The organism is Bacillus sp. JJ864 (genome assembly GCF_036963045.1).
GTDB lineage: Bacteria > Bacillota > Bacilli > Bacillales > Bacillaceae_G > Bacillus_A > Bacillus_A pseudomycoides_C.
This window is the reverse complement of the sequence record NZ_JBALLY010000141.1, coordinates 1-372: the sequence shown is the minus strand read 5'-3', so window position 1 is coordinate 372 and position 372 is coordinate 1. Positions and strand designations below refer to the sequence as shown.

General features: G+C 31.2%; 1 protein-coding gene. It reads left to right on the top strand.

Going from position 1 to position 372, the window contains the following annotated elements:
* Positions 1–372, top strand: a 372-nt coding sequence (locus V7024_RS19405) for a 4Fe-4S dicluster-binding protein (protein WP_335522898.1), incomplete at both ends; no start/stop codon positions are given.

The window sequence follows — 372 nt, the reverse complement described above, 5'->3', positions numbered from 1 at the left end:
AATGATAGACGGCTTAAATTATTATTTAGATAAAAAGGGAATTCCTTCAGTGATGGATATAGTAGGAAAATCTGTATCGAGATACTCTAATTGGGGAGACCTTAATTTAAATTATCACGTGGTTGCAAGAATAAATAATGATGTTTGTATAAAGTATAATAAATGTTATATTTCTTGTGAAGATACATCACATCAATGTATTGAGATACTCACTAGCAATAACGGAAGTAAATTTCTTAAAGTTCGCGAAGAGGATTGCGTAGGGTGTAACCTATGTTCTATTGTTTGTCCTGTTGATGGAGCAATTGATATGATTGAAACTACAAATAAAGAACCGATGACTTGGAATGAACTTCAAGCTTCAATAAAATA